Source organism: Alkalithermobacter paradoxus, from assembly GCA_002029295.1.
GTDB classification, from domain to species: Bacteria; Bacillota; Clostridia; order Peptostreptococcales; family Peptostreptococcaceae; genus Alkalithermobacter; species Alkalithermobacter paradoxus.
This window is the reverse complement of the sequence record MZGW01000001.1, coordinates 197,229-214,735: the sequence shown is the minus strand read 5'-3', so window position 1 is coordinate 214,735 and position 17,507 is coordinate 197,229. Positions and strand designations below refer to the sequence as shown.

Here is a 17,507-nt window from a genome sequence, read left to right as displayed (position 1 = left end):
TATACCTCCTAAGTACTATTACACAAAACTAACCCTCTGACTTATCAGAGGGTTAAATTTATTTACTGATTATTTTCTTCAGTTTTTTCTTTTTTGAAATTAACTCCTTGGATATGAACGTTTACTTCAGATACTTTAAGTCCAGCCATCGTTTCTACTGTATTTTTTATATTTTCTTGAATTTTCCAAGCAACGTCAGGTATAACAAATCCGTATTCAATTAATACAAATAAATCTATAAATACCTCATCTTCATTAACTACAACTTTCACACCTTTAGATAAATTCTTCTTACCTAAGATTTCAGTTATGTTTCCAGTGATGCCTCCACTCATAGATGCTACTCCATCTATTTCAGAAGCTGCTAGGCTTGCGATAGTTGCTATAACATCTTCAGATATCTTTATGTTGCCATACTCTCTATTTTCCATTGATGCACCCCCTAAAACTTTTCATATGTTAATTATAACAAATGGAAATGTATTTTACAAACTATCTTTTGCTGTTCATTATTCTTATTTTATCTAAAGTTAAATTTGTCTCAGTCATAACTATATCTGATATTTTAGCTATATCTTGAGTATCTAAAGTTTCCTTGTTTATTACGATGTTTGCCATATTTTCACTTAAATATACTATTGGATTGTCGTATCCTCTAGTTGTTAGTAAATTTTCTATATTTCCTTCAGCTTCTCTGAATTTTATTAATTCTAATTTGTAATTTAAAGCTTCTTCTCTACCTTTTTCACTTGAAGATGGATTGCTTATTATTCTATCTAATTCTTCCATTAATTCTCCCCTTTGTCTTTCTCTATTAAGCTTCATATCTACAAAGTATGTAGTTTTTTCCATGTTTTCTTTAGAAGTTAATTCTTGAGCTATATTTGCACTAGTTTGTGCTACTTTCTCTTCTATTTCGCTTTTATTACTATCTACAATTTGAATGTCCTCAGTTGTAACACCTTCTCCTATTTCTTCGCCTTCTTCAACAACAGCTATATCTTCTTTGAAATTTTCCATCATGCTTTTTTCGTATTCTCTTAATTCATTAGATGTTTCAAGTAATGATCTTTTGCTTAGATTGTAGTTGATTGTTCCAACTAAAATTAACATCATTACTAGAGTAAATACAACAAAATTTCTTCCTCCTAGGAAATTTTTGATAGATTTCATGATTACATTCCCCCTGTTTTTATATTTTTTTAGAATATACTTCTACTTTATGTCCTGGCACTTGCAAAACAGTTCTAACTGCATTGAATAGTTTCTCTTTTACATATACATTTTCAGCTCCTTCCGCTACAACGATAACTCCTTTTATCTCTGGTTCTATTCTTTTCAGTAAGATAGGTTCATTTCCTTGGTTTGTATTTTGTGTAACTATAGTTTGTGTTATATTTTGAGTTGTTATAACTCTAGTTCCTCCACTTGAATCATTTTCTTCACTAGTTTCTCTTGATTCTACTGTGTTAAACCCTGGCATAACTTCTCCACCTGTTTCAAATGTTATCATAACCTTTACATTTCCAACTCCATCTATGTTAGATAGTATTTGTTCTAGCCTAGCTTCAAGTTGTTCTTCTTTTGTTGAAGGTACTTTACTTATTTCATCTTTTATTACTAACTTGGCATTTGAAGGAGTATCGCCAGATTTTCTAGGAAAAATATCTGAAATTGCTATTAATAATATAGCCGAAATTAGTATTATAGCTAGAATATTGTATATTTTATTTTTATTTAAATTTTTCTTTTCCATACATATCCCTCACATTAGTTTATTTTAATTTTTTCAACAGATATTTTAAAAATCTGATTTAGTTCATTTTTTAAATTGTCCTCATTTGGACTTTCTTTACTTTTAAATGCTTCTTTATAACTTTCATTCTCCTTTAATTTTATTTCTTCATTACTTTCATTATTACTATTTTCTTTAAATTTTATTTCCCTAATTGTAAGGTTCTTAACCTCGTTATCCTTGATTTCTATATTGTCTACCTCATAACCATGATCTTTAAGTTTTATGTTTAAAGTTTCTTTAAGGTAGTTAAAATAATTAGTTTCTATTTCTTTAAGATTTACATTATTTAAAGTTGCTGCACTTTGATGGTATTTATATTGAAAGTCACTATATTTTTGAAGTATCTTATCTTCTAAGGGTATGTCTTTGCTAAAAAAGTTAGAAATAGGAGTTATTATTATGAATATAAACATAAAACTCAAAACTAAATTAACATACGGCTTTAAGTTTCCAGATGGAAGTATTAATTCTATAACATTAACTATAAAGGCTCCTATCAAAATAGTACTTATCCAAACTTTTATTATGTCCATAAAATCCTCCTTATAACTTTGTTACATTTCCTATAGAAGCTAGGATCGCTATTGTTATAAAAAATATTATTGCTGTTGCTATCAATGCAGCTAGTGCTATTGCCATTAAGTTCCCTATCTCATTTAGGTATTCAGATATACTCTCATCAGCAATTGGTTCTATTACTATTGATGCAAGTTTATATACTAATAATATTGATATTATTTTTATTATTGGAGTTAGGCATATACCCACTAAAATTAATAATCCTACAGATCCTAGCACGCTTTTTAGTACATATGAAGAAGATAGTACTATATCTATTGAGTCTGAAACAAAGTTACCTACTATCGGAATAAAATTCCCTACTGCAAATTTAACTGTTTTCATAGATAGTTTATCGAAAGATGTTATGTACAATCCTTGAATAGATATTATTCCTAAATACACTGTAAGTACAGTTCCTATGGTGAATATATTCATCTGCTTTATGAAAGAGAATAACCTTTTAAGCTTAATATGTTTTGATATGCTGTTCATTATCAAAAGAGAAAAGGCTAATGTCATACTAATTACTATAAACCTTTTGAATATAAGAGTTATAAATGCAATTCCTCCTAAGAATATTGGATTTAATACTGCTGAAGTAATTGGAAATCCTAATGTGACTAATAGTGCTATTTCTATTGGAATTGCTATTTCCATAAATGCTACCATGCTTTCTATGGTGCCTTTACATATACTCAAAACTTCCTTATATCCAATGAAAGTGAGAGATACTATTATTAAAAATATTGTATAGTTTGATATCTTACTTATTGTCCCAGATGAAAATGAATTATCAAGGTTTTTGAGAATTGAAGATATCATTGAAAGAACTAATATAGATATAAAAATTTTCAAATTTGTTCTTAGCTCTTTAAATAAATATGTAGTTAACGCTTCTTTATTTATTAAATCAAATATATTTCTCTTACCTCTTACAACATCTACTATAAATGTCTTCAGATTTACATCATTTAAGATTTCTTCATTTCTAAAGTATTCTTCTAACTTCCATATTTGCATTGAACTTAGCTGTTTTTCGATGTAATCATCAACTCCAATGCTTTTGTTGTCATCACCATATATGGTGCTACCCATCAATATAAATATAATCGTAGTTAGTAACACTATCTTTTTCATAAGTGAGCTCCTAAGGTATAATATTTATTATAGTTTCAAGTATAGAAAGCATTATAGGAAAGGACATTGTAAGTATTATTACCTTTCCAGCAAACTCCAATTTAGATGCTATTGCTCCCTCTCCTGCATCTTTACATATTTGAATTGCAAATTCTATTAGATATGATATCCCTACTACTTTGAGTATTGTTGAAAGATATATGTAATTTATGTGTACTTTACTTGTTAAACTTCTTATAGAATCAATTATGAAACTAAGTTTATGTAGTGCACCTAGAAAAATTCCAACACCAGTTATAAGACCTATAAACATACTTACTTCTGGTCTATCTTTCTTAAACAGCATAGATAGTGTTATTCCTAAAATAGCTGTTCCAATTAACCTAGTTAAGTCCAAAATATCACTCCCCCAACTAGTAAAGATTAAACATCGTCTTTACAGTATCAAATAAAATCTTGATTTCTTTTATAACCATCATCAAAACTACTACTACCCCTGTAAGAGTAGTGAACATTGCTTGCTCTTCTCTTCCTGATCTTATTAATACTTGATTCAAAACTGATATTAATATACCTATAGTTGCTATTTTAAATATTAAATCTACATTTGCACCCATATTACCCTCCTTATAGTAGTATTATTACTAATAATATCCCCATGATAAGACTTATCTTTTTGTAAAGCATTCCTTTAGTTTTTATGTCTTCTAGTGATTTAGCTTGTATTTTTTTTATGTTCTCTATAGCAAGTTTTATTATGCTTTCCTGGCTATAAAAGTCACTTTTACCTAGATTGAGTATTAAATTTTTAAGCTCATCTATTTCTTCTTCCTGAAGAAAAGTCTTATCACTTATTGAATGCATAGAATTTTCAAATGCACTTTCTAGACTGCTATTGTTTTCTTCTTCTAATTTATTAGCCAAGTTGTGAAAAAATTCCCATAATCTAAAATCTTTTTTGTTGCCTATCTTAAAAAATACTTCGCTTAATGTGTACATCCCGAATTTAAATTCCATATTTAATATTTCTAGTATTTTTATTAAATCTGACACATCTTTATGCCTTTTTTTGTATGTACAGTATAGCTCTTCTCCAAGAAGAAAAGAACAAACTAAAATGACTATCATCAATAATGTTTTAAGAAACAAACAAACACCTCTTTTCTTCTAAGTCATATATTTTTTCAACTGTTCCAGGTCCTAGCCTATTTGAAAGAACTATTACTTTTTTGAATAACTCTTTATCTAATAGTCTATTTATTTCTTTTCTATTTTGTATATCTTCCATTCCATATCCATGAACTGTTGTTATAAGGCTTACCCCTCCATTTAATGCGTTATACAAGGCATTTATTTCTTTACTACTGCCTATCTCATCTGTCACTATTACATTTGGAGACATAGCTCTTAAAACCATCATTATTCCTATATCTTTAGGGCAAGACTCTATTATATCTGTCCTAATTCCTATATCCATTTGAGGCATACCAAGGTATGATCCTGATATTTCGTTTCTTTCATCTATTACTACTGTCTTTAATCCTTCAAAGTTGTATTCATCAACTCCATTACTGATATTCCTTACTATATCTCTAAGCAATGTTGTTTTTCCGCACTGAGGTGGTGAAATTATTAGTGTATTGTTTATTTTATTAGAGGATGATATTATGTGCCTTAGTACTCTTTTAGAACAGTTCAAGACTTGTTTTGATATTCTTATATTAAGAGATGAAATATGCTTTATATTTTTTATGTTGTCACCTTCTATTAATACTTTTCCTCCTAATCCTACTCTATGCCCTCCTCTTACTGTTATAAATCCCTTTTTTATGTCTTCTAAAAATGAGTGTATGGAGTGTTTACATATAATTTGAAATGTTTGTTCTATGTCTTCACTGCTTACTATATAACATTCACTGTTGAATTTGGTAAAGACTCTCCCTTTATCGCTTATGAAATACTCTTTATTGTTTCCTATAAGCATTAGTGGACGCTTTACTCTCATTCTTATTTCTTCTATCTCTCCTCTAAAGTCATAACTAGCATTATGTACTAATGTCTTTATTCTTGGGCTTAGTGAATTAACAATTTCTTCTGGAAGTTTATTCATAGACTCGTCCTCCTTCTTATTTGTAAATAATATTATGTAACCTCAAAAAATATGCACAAAAAAAGCTCCTAACTAAATTTAGTTAGAAGCTTTTTTCTTTATTCATATTTTTTAAATGCTAATGTTCCGTTGTGTCCACCAAATCCTAAAGAGTTAGACATTGCATATCTTACTTGTCTTTCTATTCCTTTGTGCGGAACGTAGTTAAGATCAAGTTCAGGATCTTGGTTTTGAATGCTTATTGTAGGAGGAACGAAGCTATCTTTTATAGCAAGTACACAAGCTATTGCTTCAACAGCTCCTGCCGCTCCTAGTAAGTGACCTGTCATAGATTTAGTAGAAGAAACAGCCAAATTATATGCGTGCTGCCCGAATACAGATTTTATAGCCATTGTTTCGTACTTATCATTATACGGAGTACTAGTTCCATGAGCGTTTATATAATCAACTTCTTCTTTCGGTATATTTCCATCAGCAATTGCCATTTCCATAGCTCTAGCTGCTCCTTCTCCACCTTCTGCTGGAGCAGTTATGTGGTATGCATCTGAAGTAGCTCCATATCCAACTATTTCTGCGTATATTGTAGCATTTCTTTTTAATGCATGTTCAAGTTCTTCTAATATTAATATTCCAGCTCCTTCTCCCATTACAAAACCATCTCTATCCTTGTCAAATGGTCTAGAAGCTGTTTTAGGATCATCATTTCTAGTAGACATAGCTTTCATTGTACAAAATCCTGCAACTGCTAAAGGAGTTATTGGACTTTCAGATCCTCCTGCAACCATAACCTCTGCATCTCCTCTTTGGATTACTTTGAAAGCATCTCCTATAGCATGAGTTGCGGAAGCACATGCTGTTACAACACTGCTGTTCATAGCCTTAGCATTAAGCATTATTGAAACTTGACCAGCTGCCATATTAGTTATCATCATAGGAACGAAGAAAGGACTTACTCTCTTTGGCCCTTTTTCTAATAACTTAGCATGTTGTTCTTCTAAAGTTTCTATTCCGCCAACTCCAGAACCTATTATAACTCCAATTCTATCACTTTGTACCTTATCTAAATCAAGATTTGAATCACTTACAGCCATCTTACTTGCTGCAACTGCATATTGAGTAAATCTATCCATTCTTTTAGCTTCTTTTTTATCCATATAATCTTCTGGAGCGAAATCCTTAACTTCTGCAGCAATTTGAGTTGTATATTCAGAAGCATCGAATCTAGTTAATTTATCTATACCACAAATACCATTCTTTAAAGAATTCCAGTAGGCATCTTTTCCTATACCTATAGGAGTTACACATCCTAAACCTGTAACTACCACTCTTCTTTTCATTTTGTATTACCTCCAAAATTACATATTTTGTTCTATATAGCTCGCTATATCTCCTATACAAGTAAATTTCTCTGCATCTTCGTCAGGTATTTCTATCTCAAACTCATCTTCTAAAGCCATCATTATTTCTACAGCATCTAAAGAATCTGCCTCTAAATCTTTCATAAGAGATGTTTCTCTGCTTATACTTTCAACATCCTCTACACCTAATTGATCAGCTATTATTCCTCTTACTTTTTCGAATACCATAAAAAATTCCTCCCCTAATATATTTTTATTTTTAAATTACATTACCATTCCACCATCTACGTGTATTACTTGACCTGTTATATAATCTGACATTGAACTTGATAAAAATGCTACTAAATTAGCAATATCTTCAGCACTTCCATATCTATTTAAAGGAATACTTCTCATCATCGCCTCTTTAACATCATCTTTAAGTACCTTAGTCATATCTGTATCTATAAATCCAGGTGCTATTGCATTTACATTTATGTTTCTTGATGCTAATTCTTTAGCACTTGACTTTGTAAATCCTATTACACCAGCTTTAGATGCACAGTAGTTTGCTTGACCTGCATTACCCATAACTCCAACTACAGATGACATGTTTATTATTTTTCCATATCTTTGCTTCATCATTGGTCTAGTTACAGCCTTAGTACAGTTAAATACTCCTTTCAAGTTTACAGCTATTACAGCATCAAAGTCTTCTTCTTTCATTTTCATTAAAAGCCCATCTTTAGTTATACCAGCATTATTAACTAAAATATCTACTCTTCCAAATTCACTTACTGTTTTGTCTATCATATTTTGCACATCATCATATTTTGAAACATCACACTTAACAACCATAGATTTTACTCCATAGCTTTCTATTTCCTTTTGAGTATTTAAAGCTTCCTCTTCTCTTGATGTATAGTTTATGACAACATTAGCTCCAAGTGATGCAAGCTTTATAGCTATAGATTTTCCTATACCTCTAGATCCTCCAGTAACTAGTGCAACTTTATCCTTTAATTCTATCAACTCTATTCATCTCCTTTTATAATGTTTACTACTTCTTCTAGTGTGTCTTCATCCTCTACGTTGTATATATTAACTTCTTTCTTCATTTTAGAAGCTATCTTCTTTATGAAGGCTTTTAGTGTTTTTCCAGGGCCTATCTCAATGAATGTATCAAACCCATCATTTATAAGTCTTTCGATCGAATCTTCCCACATAACTGACGAACTTACTTGCCTTACAAGAGAGTCCTTTATGTTTTCTTTTGCTACATAATTTGCATCTACATTAGCAACTACTGGAACTTTAAGATTTTCAAAATCTATATTCTCTAATTCTTTTTGTAGATTCTCTCCTGCATTTACTAGCATAGATGAGTGAAAAGGTGCACTTACCTTTAAAACTACAGCCTTCTTAGCTCCCTTTTCTTTGCATAGTTGTACTGCTTTTTCAACAGCACTTACTTCACCTGATATAACTATCTGGCCAGGACTATTAAAGTTTGCAGCTTCAACAATTCCTTCTACTGATGCTTCCTTTAATACATCTAATAATACCTCTCTATCAAGTCCTAGTATTGCAGCCATAGTTCCTTTACCACTTGGAACTGCCTGTTGCATATATCTTCCTCTTTTCTTAACCAAAACAGCTGCATCTTCAAACGATATAGCATCTGCAGCAACAAGTGCTGAATATTCTCCTAAAGATAATCCTGCACATGCATCATACTTTAAATCTATTTTTTCTTTTAATACCTCAAATAAAGCTATACTTAAAGTTAATATAGCAGGTTGAGTATTTTCCGTTTTTGTAAGTTCTTCTTCTGGGCCTTCAAATATTATAGATTTTAAATCAACATTTAAGACTTCATTAGATTTATCAAATATCTTTCTTGCAGTTTCATATTTCTCGTATATTTGTTTTCCCATTCCAACATACTGTGATCCCTGTCCTGGGAATACTAAAGCAACTTTTCCCATATGTTCATCCCCCTAAATTTCTAAGTTAGAAATAACTTGCTTAGCATCATTAACTATTTCTTCTATAATGTCTTTACATGGTTTTATATCTTTAACCAATGCAGCTATTTGTCCTGCCATTAATGATCCTTTCTCTGTGTCTCCTTCTAGTACTGCAATCTTTAAGCTTCCAGCACCTTTTTCCTCTAATGTCTTAATGTCTACCCCTTGCTTTTCTAATTCTAAAAACTCCTTGATAAATTTATTCTTTAAAGCTCTAACAGGGTGTCCTGTACTTCTTCCACTTACTACAGCATCTCTATCTTTAGCCTTAAGGACCGCTTCTTTATAATTTGGGTGAACCTTACACTCATCACTACATATAAATCTTGTTCCTATTTGAACACCCTCTGCTCCTAAAGCAAAAGCAGCCGCCATTCCTCTCCCATCAGCTATACCACCTGCTCCTATCACAGGTATACTAACTTCGTCTACTATCTGAGGAATTAAAACCATAGTTGTAAGTTCACCTATATGTCCACCTGCTTCTGTTCCTTCAACTATAATAGCATCTGCTCCGTACTTTTCCATTCTTTTAGCAAGTGCTACAGATGGAACTACTGGTATTACCTTAGTTCCTATAGATTTTAATTTTTCCATATATTTAGCTGGATTTCCTGCTCCTGTAGTTATAACTGGTATTCTTTCTTCATATATAACTTCCATAACTTCATCAACATATGGAGACATAAGCATAACGTTAACTCCAAATGGTTTGTCTGTAAGTTCTCTAGCTTTTCTTATTTCTTCTTTAACAACTTCTTTTGGTGCATTTCCTGCTGCAATTAAGCCCAGCCCTCCAGCATTTGATACAGCAGCAGCAAGTTCAGCCGTAGCTACCCATGCCATACCACCTTGAATTATTGGATATTTTATATTTAAAAGCTGACAAATTCTATTCATTTTAAACCTCCTAAATACTCCATTTTAACAGTGCAGAACCCCAAGTCAGTCCTCCACCAAATCCTACTAATACTACATTATCACCTTTTTTTACCATTCCCTTTGTATATGCTTCATTTAAAGCAACTGGTATAGACGCTGATGACATATTTCCATATCTATCTAAGTTAACATATACTTTATCCATAGATACTTTAAGCCTTTTAGCAGCTGATTCTATTATTCTTATATTTGCTTGATGAGGAACTATAAAATCTATATCTTCACTACTTAAATTTGCAAGTTCCAATGCTTTTTTAGCTGATTCACCCATTATTCTAACCGCAAACTTAAATACTTCGCTTCCTTCCATTTTTATGTAATGTAATCTATCATTAACTGTGCTTACGCTTGCAGGTATTCTAGATCCTCCTGCAGGTTGAGATAAAAACTCTCCACCAAGTCCGTCTGCTCCTAAATATGCAGATAATATACCTTCATTTTCATCAACTTCTCCTAAAACTACAGCACCTGCTCCATCTCCAAATAGTACACAAGTGTTTCTATCACTCCAATCTACTATTTTAGATAGAGTTTCTGCTCCTATTACTAGTATTTTCTTATACATTCCTGTTTCTATGAATTGCTTTCCGATAGTTACTCCATATATAAATCCAGAACAAGCCGCTTCTAGATCAAATGCTGCTGCCTTTGATGCACCTATATTTTTTTGAACTATACAAGCTGTTGATGGAAATGCCATATCTGGGGTAACTGTAGCTACCATTATTAAATCTATTTCCTCTGGCTTTACATTAGCGCTTTCTAGAGCTTTTTTTGCTGCTTCGGTTGCAAGATCAGATGTTGCTGTATTTTCATCTGCTATTCTTCTTTCTTTTATTCCTGTTCTTGTTAGTATCCATTCATCTGATGTATCAACTATTTTTTCCATATCAAGATTTGTAAGAACCTTTTCAGGAACGAAGCTTCCTATTCCTATTACCCCTGCTCTTTTAGTTTTACTCAATACAATCAGCTCCTATAATATCTATTTTGGATTTAATTTCACTTAAAACATTTCCGTCAACGAATCTAATTGCCTGTTTTATAGCATTTTTAATTGCTTTTCCATTAGAACTTCCATGTGCCTTTATAAGCCCACCATTTACTCCAAGAAGTGGGGCACCACCATATTCTGCGTAATCTAAACTACTTTTCATTCTTACTAAATCATTTTTTAAAAGTGCAGCACCTATCTTTGTCTTAAAGCTACTTAAGAAAGTTTCTTTAAGCATAGAAAATATAGACATTGCTACTCCTTCTGTAAGCTTTAATATAACATTTCCAGTAAAACCATCACACAATATAACATCTGTGTATCCATAAGGTATATCTCTAGCTTCTACATTTCCAATGAAATTTATTTGTGAGCCTTTAAGAATTTCATATGATTTCTTTGTAAGATCATTTCCTTTTCCTTCTTCTGATCCAACATTTACAATTGCTACTTTAGGATTGTCTATATCTAAAACTTTGTTTGCATAGATAGATCCCATAAATCCAAATTCAACTAGATTTCTAGGCTTACAATCACTATTTGCACCAGCGTCTAAAAGTATAGACATACCTTTTTTTGTAGGCATGTAACTACAAAGTGCTGGTCTATCTATCCCTTCTATTCTTCCAAGCACAAATAATCCTCCAGCTAGTAATGCACCTGTATTTCCTGCTGAAACTATTGCATCTGCTTTTCCTTCTTTTACTAAGTTTAACGCAACAACCATAGATGAATCTTTCTTTCCTCTTATAGCTTTGACTGGCTTATCTTCATTCATTATCACTTCGCTAGTATGTATTATCTCAAGTTTACTTCTGTCAAAGTCGTATTTACTAAAGTTTTTCTCTAGAATTTCTTTATCACCAGTTACTATTATATCTACATTAAACTCTTTTATTGCACTAACTATACCCTCAACAGTTGAGTTTGGAGCATTGTCTCCTCCCATACCGTCTACTACAATTTTCAATGTACTTCCTCCTTTAACTTATCTCATCAAATATGAACTTTCCTCTAAACACTTGTACATGATTTTTGTTGTTTATTCTAACATGAACATAGTGCTTTTTATCCCTCACTTTAACAACTTCAGCCTTAGCTATGAGTCTATCATTAGGCTTTACAGGGTCCATATTCTTGATATTTGCAACTCCCATTAATACAACAGGTGCATCTATAACTGCCATAGCTAAAGATTCTGCCTGAGCAAAAACATAATGTCCTTTAACTATGCTAGTTTTGCTATACGTCATATCATTTGTTGTTTCAAGAATTGATATTCCTAAATTCCCTACTTCAAGCGTTATAAGTTCTCCTATTATTTCTTTGCCTTTCATACTTTTTACTTTATCTATATTATTCTCTGCAAGATTTTTTATTCTTTCTCTCAGTTCAGGTATACCTAATTGTAGCCTATCTAATCTGATAGTTTGTATACTAACATTAAAATAGGAAGACAGTTCTTCATCTGTATAAAAGCTATCTTTTTCAAGCATTTCTAAGAGCTCTTTCTGCCTTTCTTCCTTGCTCTTTCTTTTCATGTGTTTCACCTCTAAATTATATACTAATATTAGTACCTGCTACTAATATTAGTATATAATATTTTACTGATTTAATCAATATTCCATAAAAAGTATTTTTACTAAAATAAAAAGCATGTAGAATTGTCTACACGCTTTCTTGAGAAATTACTGAGCTACTACTTCTTTACCTTTGTAGTGTCCACAGTCTGGGCACACTCTGTGTGATAATTTAGGTTCATGACACTGTGGGCATTTTACAAATCCTGTTGCAACCATTTTTGAGTTAGCCGCTCTTCTTGAATCTCTTTTTGATTTTGAAGTTTTACGCTTTGGTACTGCCATCTATAGCACCTCCTTAGTTATTTTTGAAAAAATCTTTTAATTTACTTAAACGGGGGTCTATGAATTCTTGATTTTCATCTTCATCAATGCATCTACATTCTGCTTCATTTAGGTTAACTCCACAGTTTACACACATACCTTTACAGTCCTCATCACATAGAACTTTTCTTGGTACGTTGAGTATAAATGCATTTTCTACAATTTCTTTGAAATCTAACTCTTCCCCATTATAAACAAAAGTATCTTCATCTTCTAAAACTTCCTCTTCGCTCTCAACTAAAAATCCTTGAACATCAGCATTGACAAATATATCTATATCCTTTAGACATCTTCCACAAGTATCCACTGAGGAAAATTCTATTTTGCAGTCTAAATATAAGTCACCATGTACTCTAGATATTCTGCCTTCAATTTTAGCTGGCGAAGTAAATTTGAAGTCTTTGCCTTGATAATTAATAGTATCAATTTCTTGAACAAAATTCAAGTCCAAACTATCTACTTCTTTTCTAAGAAGCTTTTCTAAATTTATTTTCATACTACCACCTCAATGCATTGCCAAATTAATTATACAAATGGCTTATTATTTTGTCAAGTGTTTTTCCTTGATAGAATAAAGATAAGGTAGGATATATCCTACCTTATTTCCTTATATGTTTCCCAAAACTATTTAACTAATGCAACAGTATCTCTTGCGATCATTAATTCTTCATTAGTTGGTACTAATAGAATTTTTACTTTTGAATTGTCAGTGCTTACAATTCTTTCTTTTCCTCTTACATTGTTCTTTTCTTCATCTATTTCGATTCCTAAAGCTTCCATTCCTTTGCATATATCTCTACGAATTTCAGCTCCATTTTCACCGATACCAGCTGTAAATACAATAGCATCTAGTCCGCCCATTTCAGCCATGTATGCACCTATATATTTTTTTATCTTTTTGCAGTAAGTTTCAAGACCTAATATAGCTCTTTCATCTCCTGCTGCTGCTGCATCTTCTATATCTCTAAAGTCACTGCTTATTCCTGTTAATCCTAATATACCAGATTTTTTGTTCATTAAATCGCTAAGACCAGCTGCATCTAATCCTTCTTTCTCCATTAAGAATGGTAATATAGCAGGGTCTATATCTCCACATCTAGTACCCATCATTAATCCTTCAAGCGGAGTGAATCCCATTGTAGTATCTATTGATTTTCCACCATCAACAGCTGCAACTGAAGCTCCATTTCCTAAGTGACAAGTTACTATTTTAAGATCTTCTATATTTTTACCTAATATTTCAGCAGCTCTTTGAGAAACATACTTGTGAGATGTTCCGTGGAATCCATATCTTCTTATTCCGTATTTTTCATATAACTCATATGGTAGAGCGTATAAGTAAGATGACTTAGGCATAGTTTGATGGAATGCAGTATCGAATACTCCAACCATAGGAACATTTGGAAGTATTTCTTGGCATGCATTTATTCCCATTAAGTTTGGTGGGTTATGTAAAGGAGCTAAATCACTACACTCTTCTAAAACTTTTTTAACCTCATCAGTAATTAAAACAGATCCTGAGAACTTTTCTCCACCATGAACAACTCTGTGCCCAACAGCAGATATTTCACTCATATCTTTTATTGCTCCATACTCTTCGTTAACTATAGCAGCTAAAACCATTTCTATAGCATCTTTATGGTTTTTCATAGGTTGCTCTATAACAACCTTTTCCTTACCAATAGTTTCGTGCTTAATTCTTGATCCATCGATTGCTATTCTTTCAGCTAAACCTACAGCTAAAACTTCTTCATTAGCCATATTAATTAACTGGTACTTTAACGAAGAACTTCCACAGTTTATTACTAATACGTTCATCTTTAAGAATACCTCCTTAGTATTTTTTAAGGTACGATATCTATTATATAAGCATACCTTATATAGTATTTTTCAATATTTACTATACCATTTTTTTATATAAAAGTACATAACATTCCATCAAAAACACGTATGTTAGCACATTATTTAATATTTTCCTATTTAAAAAGTGATTTCTTTATATATAATAAGATTAATATACTTAACATTTGGAGGAATATCATGAAAGTACTAGGAGTTATTGTAGAATATAATCCTTTTCACAACGGACACTTACATCATCTTTTAGAGTCTAAAAAAGCTACTAACTCTACTCATACAATAGCTGTAATGAGTGGTCATTTTTTACAAAGAGGAGAACCTGCACTATTTGATAAATGGTCTAGGGCAAAAATGGCTGTAAATTCCGGTGTTGATTTAGTAATAGAACTCCCAACTATATTTTCCTCTCAAAGTGCAGAATTTTTTGCACATGGGTCAATTTGTGCTTTAGAAAGTACTAATGTTGTAGATTCTGTATGCTTTGGAAGTGAAATAGGAAATATAGATATTTTATACAAGATAAGTGAAATTCTTATAAATGAACCACCTGAATTTAAAAGTGAATTAAAATCACATATAGCAAATGGTGATCTTTTTCCTGTAGCAAGATCTAGGGCTTTATTTTCTTATATAAATAATAACAAACTTATATCTATTAGCGAAGGTGAACTTTTGCATATACTAAATAGTCCTAACAATATCCTTGGTATAGAGTATATCAAAAGTATTCTTTCATTAAAAAGCAATATAAAGCCCTACACTATACAAAGAATTAAAGCTCACTACAATTCTAAAGAAATAGAAAGTGAAATTTGTAGTGCAACTGCTATAAGAGAATCCCTTAGAAAAAGTATTGACCTAAATACTTTATCTAAAGTAGTGCCTAGTGGCACATATGATTGTGTATGTAAAAGATTAGATGATGGTTTTTTCCCTGTATTTGATGATCTATTTTATGAGATAATCACATCTACTATAATTAGAGAAGGAAGTTCTATAAACTCATATTTCGAAGTAAACGAAGGGCTGGAAAATAAGATATTAGACCTTGTTCTTAGAAGTAATTCTTTTTATGATTTGCTAACATCAATAAAATCAAAGAGATATACAATGACTAAAATTAAAAGAATCTTAATGAATATATTACTTGGTATCACTAAAGAGGATGTATTCTCTTTGAAAAACCAAAACAGTATCCCATATGTTAGAATTCTAGCGTTCAATGACAAGGGAAGAGAAATTATAAAAGAAATGAAGAAAAAATCAGAATCAGTTCTTATAAACAAACTAAGCAATGCAAATTTAAATAATCCTAATATATCTAAATTCTTAAAATACGATATTAGATCTACAGATTTATACAATGTTATTTACTATAAAAATAATAAAAATATATTAAAAGGCTCAATGGACTATTATATATCGCCTATATATGTTAAATAAATACATAGCTAAACTCCTTCATTAATATAATTATAGTGACTTAAAATGTTATTGGAGGAGTTTATATGAAAAAAATAGCAGTTATAACATCTTTTATTCCTGGCATAATGATATTAGTTCTTTTATCTTATATAGTAATCTTTCCTCAAGATTCTTTGGATGCTGCTTATTTAGGTCTAAAAATATGGTTTAATACATTAGTTCCTGCTTTGCTTCCTTTTTTGATTGGATCCCAAATTTTGATAAGCTTAAGAACAGTAGACTTGATAGGATTATTTCTAGAACCTATTACCCAATTTCTATTTAATGTTCCTGGTAAGGGGTCTTTTGCTTTTGTAATGTCTATAATTTCTGGATATCCTGTTGGAATAAAAATAGTGTCTGAATTAAGAGAGAAAAACGAGGTTTCAAAACATGAGGGCCAACGATTAGCGTCATTTTGCAGTACATCAGGTCCACTATTTGTCATAGGAGCTGTTGGTATAGGAATGTTCAAAAACCCAGTTATAGGATATCTTTTGCTGTTTTCTCACTATTTATCAGCCTTAACAGTAGGTATATTTTTTAGAGATTATGGTGAAAAATACAGCAGATGTAACAAAACAAACATAGGTTTATTAAATGGAATAAAAAGTATAGCTCATACTAACACTACTAATAAAAGAGGATTTTATTCTATCTTAGGGGATTGTATAAATGATAGTATAAACACTATATTAAAAGTTGGCGGATTTATAATGATATTTTCTGTAGTTTTTAGGATATTAAAAATAACAAACTTTATAGATACGATAACTTCTTTTTTATTTATACTTTTATCTAGATTTAATGTTTCCCAAGAGCTTATATATGCCTTTATTAGTGGTGTCTTCGAAATAACAATAGGGTGCAATAATGTGGCCTTAGCTCAAGATTCTCCACTACTTTTAAGGATAGCACTTTCATCTTTTATGATATCATTTAGCGGCATTTCTATAATAGCTCAAGCGTGCAGCTTCTTAAATAAAACAGATATTAATACATCTATATACATATTTAGTAAGTTTCTGCAAGGATTAGTTTCTTTTGTCTACGTATATCTTTTATATCCCTTGTTTGAATATAGATTGGCTATATCGACTTTTAATTATGAGCACTATGTGTATAGCAGTTTGAAATTCCAAAGATTTTTTATGTATAGTAAATTTATTTTTATAATTTTGCTCATTTTTTACACACTTAATTATTTAAATTATTTTATAAAAAAGTCTTTCTTTGAAAGATTTTAAAAGTAGACTTTTTTGAAATTCATAACGGAAATTATAATTATTCACAATTCAAAAAGTTTATAATTTCCTATTCATTATAAAAAAGTCTTTCTTTGAAAGATTTTAAAAGTAGACTTTTTTGAA

22 protein-coding genes are annotated in these 17,507 nt (G+C 31.1%); 2 read left to right on the top strand and 20 right to left on the bottom strand.

The features are described 5' to 3' along the window. Positions 1 to 62 precede the first annotated feature (62 nt). From CLOTH_RS01130 to CLOTH_RS01035, 20 genes are all read right to left on the bottom strand, one after another. Positions 63 to 431, bottom strand: coding sequence for an Asp23/Gls24 family envelope stress response protein (locus CLOTH_RS01130; RefSeq protein WP_079410365.1), 369 nt, complete (start codon positions 429 to 431; stop codon positions 63 to 65). Between the two features lie 61 nt (positions 432 to 492). Next, positions 493 to 1,173 (bottom strand): SpoIIIAH-like family protein, encoded by a 681-nt coding sequence (locus CLOTH_RS01125; protein WP_079410363.1) that lies wholly within the window; start codon positions 1,171 to 1,173, stop codon positions 493 to 495. 19 nt (positions 1,174 to 1,192) lie between these two features. Beyond that, entirely contained in the window at positions 1,193 to 1,756 is a 564-nt protein-coding gene (gene spoIIIAG, locus CLOTH_RS01120; RefSeq protein WP_079410361.1) for a stage III sporulation protein AG, read from the bottom strand. 14 nt (positions 1,757 to 1,770) lie between these two features. Further along, positions 1,771 to 2,331 carry a stage III sporulation protein AF gene (locus CLOTH_RS01115; protein WP_079410359.1) on the bottom strand — a complete coding sequence of 187 codons (561 nt, stop codon included), beginning with the start codon at positions 2,329 to 2,331 and terminating at the stop codon, positions 1,771 to 1,773. A 10-nt stretch (positions 2,332 to 2,341) separates the two neighbouring features. Beyond that, positions 2,342 to 3,496 (bottom strand): stage III sporulation protein AE, encoded by a 1,155-nt coding sequence (gene spoIIIAE, locus CLOTH_RS01110; protein ID WP_079410357.1) that lies wholly within the window; start codon positions 3,494 to 3,496, stop codon positions 2,342 to 2,344. Between the two features lie 10 nt (positions 3,497 to 3,506). Next, on the bottom strand, positions 3,507 to 3,893 hold the full coding sequence (gene spoIIIAD, locus CLOTH_RS01105; RefSeq protein ID WP_079410355.1) for a stage III sporulation protein AD: 387 nt from the start codon (positions 3,891 to 3,893) through the stop codon (positions 3,507 to 3,509). Positions 3,894 to 3,909: 16 nt separating this feature from the next. Continuing rightward, complete coding sequence (gene spoIIIAC, locus CLOTH_RS01100) at positions 3,910 to 4,113, bottom strand: stage III sporulation protein AC (protein ID WP_079410353.1); 204 nt, start codon at positions 4,111 to 4,113, stop codon at positions 3,910 to 3,912. A 10-nt stretch (positions 4,114 to 4,123) separates the two neighbouring features. Further along, entirely contained in the window at positions 4,124 to 4,645 is a 522-nt protein-coding gene (locus tag CLOTH_RS01095; RefSeq protein WP_079410351.1) for a stage III sporulation protein AB, read from the bottom strand. Beyond that, complete coding sequence (spoIIIAA, locus tag CLOTH_RS01090; protein WP_079410349.1) at positions 4,635 to 5,606, bottom strand: stage III sporulation protein AA; 972 nt, start codon at positions 5,604 to 5,606, stop codon at positions 4,635 to 4,637. Before spoIIIAA ends, CLOTH_RS01095 begins: the two co-directional genes overlap by 11 nt. Before the next feature lie 98 nt (positions 5,607 to 5,704). Then, complete coding sequence (fabF, locus tag CLOTH_RS01085; RefSeq protein WP_079410347.1) at positions 5,705 to 6,943, bottom strand: beta-ketoacyl-ACP synthase II; 1,239 nt, start codon at positions 6,941 to 6,943, stop codon at positions 5,705 to 5,707. A gap of 18 nt (positions 6,944 to 6,961) precedes the next feature. Further along, positions 6,962 to 7,192: an acyl carrier protein gene (gene acpP / locus CLOTH_RS01080; RefSeq protein WP_079410345.1), complete on the bottom strand. Its 231-nt coding sequence runs from the start codon at positions 7,190 to 7,192 to the stop codon at positions 6,962 to 6,964. Positions 7,193 to 7,228: 36 nt separating this feature from the next. After that, positions 7,229 to 7,972, bottom strand: a complete 744-nt coding sequence (gene fabG, locus CLOTH_RS01075) for a 3-oxoacyl-[acyl-carrier-protein] reductase (protein WP_408605804.1) — start codon at positions 7,970 to 7,972, stop codon at positions 7,229 to 7,231. A 5-nt stretch (positions 7,973 to 7,977) separates the two neighbouring features. Beyond that, the gene (gene fabD / locus CLOTH_RS01070) at positions 7,978 to 8,931 is read right to left on the bottom strand and encodes an ACP S-malonyltransferase (RefSeq protein ID WP_079410341.1); all 954 of its coding nucleotides are present in this window, start codon (positions 8,929 to 8,931) and stop codon (positions 7,978 to 7,980) included. Between the two features lie 12 nt (positions 8,932 to 8,943). Then, the gene (gene fabK / locus CLOTH_RS01065; RefSeq protein WP_079410339.1) at positions 8,944 to 9,873 is read right to left on the bottom strand and encodes an enoyl-[acyl-carrier-protein] reductase FabK; all 930 of its coding nucleotides are present in this window, start codon (positions 9,871 to 9,873) and stop codon (positions 8,944 to 8,946) included. 10 nt (positions 9,874 to 9,883) lie between these two features. After that, on the bottom strand, positions 9,884 to 10,879 hold the full coding sequence (locus CLOTH_RS01060; RefSeq protein WP_079410337.1) for a beta-ketoacyl-ACP synthase III: 996 nt from the start codon (positions 10,877 to 10,879) through the stop codon (positions 9,884 to 9,886). Next, the gene (gene plsX / locus CLOTH_RS01055) at positions 10,872 to 11,879 is read right to left on the bottom strand and encodes a phosphate acyltransferase PlsX (protein WP_079410335.1); all 1,008 of its coding nucleotides are present in this window, start codon (positions 11,877 to 11,879) and stop codon (positions 10,872 to 10,874) included. Before plsX ends, CLOTH_RS01060 begins: the two co-directional genes overlap by 8 nt. A gap of 13 nt (positions 11,880 to 11,892) precedes the next feature. Then, complete coding sequence (gene fapR, locus CLOTH_RS01050; RefSeq protein ID WP_079410333.1) at positions 11,893 to 12,450, bottom strand: transcription factor FapR; 558 nt, start codon at positions 12,448 to 12,450, stop codon at positions 11,893 to 11,895. 147 nt (positions 12,451 to 12,597) lie between these two features. Then, a complete protein-coding gene (rpmF, locus tag CLOTH_RS01045; protein WP_079410331.1) occupies positions 12,598 to 12,774 on the bottom strand; it encodes a 50S ribosomal protein L32 in 177 nt (58 codons plus the stop codon). A gap of 13 nt (positions 12,775 to 12,787) precedes the next feature. Then, on the bottom strand, positions 12,788 to 13,309 hold the full coding sequence (locus CLOTH_RS01040; RefSeq protein WP_079410329.1) for a YceD family protein: 522 nt from the start codon (positions 13,307 to 13,309) through the stop codon (positions 12,788 to 12,790). Positions 13,310 to 13,437: 128 nt separating this feature from the next. Then, positions 13,438 to 14,631: an acetate/propionate family kinase gene (locus CLOTH_RS01035; RefSeq protein WP_079410327.1), complete on the bottom strand. Its 1,194-nt coding sequence runs from the start codon at positions 14,629 to 14,631 to the stop codon at positions 13,438 to 13,440. Between the two features lie 222 nt (positions 14,632 to 14,853). On the opposite strand from CLOTH_RS01035, the gene CLOTH_RS01030 reads away from it, so the two are divergent. Together CLOTH_RS01030 and ylbJ are read left to right on the top strand one after the other, a co-directional pair. Beyond that, complete coding sequence (locus CLOTH_RS01030) at positions 14,854 to 16,116, top strand: nucleotidyltransferase (RefSeq protein ID WP_079410325.1); 1,263 nt, start codon at positions 14,854 to 14,856, stop codon at positions 16,114 to 16,116. A gap of 65 nt (positions 16,117 to 16,181) precedes the next feature. Continuing rightward, positions 16,182 to 17,384: a sporulation integral membrane protein YlbJ gene (ylbJ, locus tag CLOTH_RS01025; RefSeq protein ID WP_079410323.1), complete on the top strand. Its 1,203-nt coding sequence runs from the start codon at positions 16,182 to 16,184 to the stop codon at positions 17,382 to 17,384. Positions 17,385 to 17,507: the final 123 nt, after the last annotated feature.